Consider the following 524-nt stretch of genomic DNA (forward strand, 5'->3'; position numbering starts at 1 on the left):
GGTTCAGTGTTTGACGCTTCACAGCGGGTACCGGAATATCAACCGGTTATCCATCGACTACGCCTGTCGGCCTCGCCTTAGGTCCCGACTTACCCTGGGCAGATCAGCTTGACCCAGGAACCCTTAGTCAATCGGCGCACACGTTTCTCACGTGTGTATCGCTACTCATGCCTGCATTCTCACTCGTGAACCGTCCACAACTACCTTCCGGTGCTGCTTCACCCGGCACACGACGCTCCCCTACCCATCCACACAGGCGTTGGCCCTATTGTGTGAATGACACGACTTCGGCGGTACGCTTGAGCCCCGCTACATTGTCGGCGCGGAATCACTAGACCAGTGAGCTATTACGCACTCTTTCAAGGGTGGCTGCTTCTAAGCCAACCTCCTGGTTGTCTCTGCGACTCCACATCCTTTCCCACTTAGCGTACGCTTAGGGGCCTTAGTCGATGCTCTGGGCTGTTTCCCTCTCGACCATGGAGCTTATCCCCCACAGTCTCACTGCCGCGCTCTCACTTACCGGC

The 524-nt window shown here is 56.9% G+C and carries 1 rRNA gene; it reads right to left on the bottom strand.

The window, feature by feature from the left end:
- Window positions 1-524 (bottom strand): 23S ribosomal RNA (locus BG482_RS39970); the annotation flags it as partial.

It is taken from the genome of Streptomyces sp. LUP30, assembly GCF_001746365.1.
Taxonomy (GTDB): Bacteria; Actinomycetota; Actinomycetes; order Streptomycetales; family Streptomycetaceae; genus Streptomyces.